1 protein-coding gene is annotated in these 231 nt (G+C 74.5%); it reads right to left on the bottom strand.

What is annotated here, in order from left to right; genetic code table 11:
* The coding region (locus KVT39_RS37570; protein WP_217591538.1) for a dihydrofolate reductase family protein at window positions 1-231 on the bottom strand (231 nt) is incomplete at both ends.

The following is a 231-nucleotide window of genomic DNA, read 5'->3' as shown; positions in this document are numbered from 1 at the left end:
AGCGCCACGACTGCCGGGCGGCCCGACTCCAACTCGGTCGCGCGCATTTCGCCGCTCGCATCGAGGCGGCCGCTGAAGAGCAGCAGCGGCGGGCCTCCGAGCAGCCGTGCGTCGAGCGGCAGGACGAGGCGGCTGTCGACCAGGATGCGCTGCGGCGGGCGCGGCGTGCCGATGCCGCGCACGGACAGCAGCGGGTTGTCCGCGCGCACGGTGCCGATTCCGGTGAGGATC

Origin of the sequence: Burkholderia sp. GbtcB21, from assembly GCF_019091065.1 — a bacterium.
GTDB lineage: Bacteria > Pseudomonadota > Gammaproteobacteria > Burkholderiales > Burkholderiaceae > Burkholderia > Burkholderia pyrrocinia_C.
This window is presented reverse-complemented; position numbering and strand designations above follow the sequence as displayed.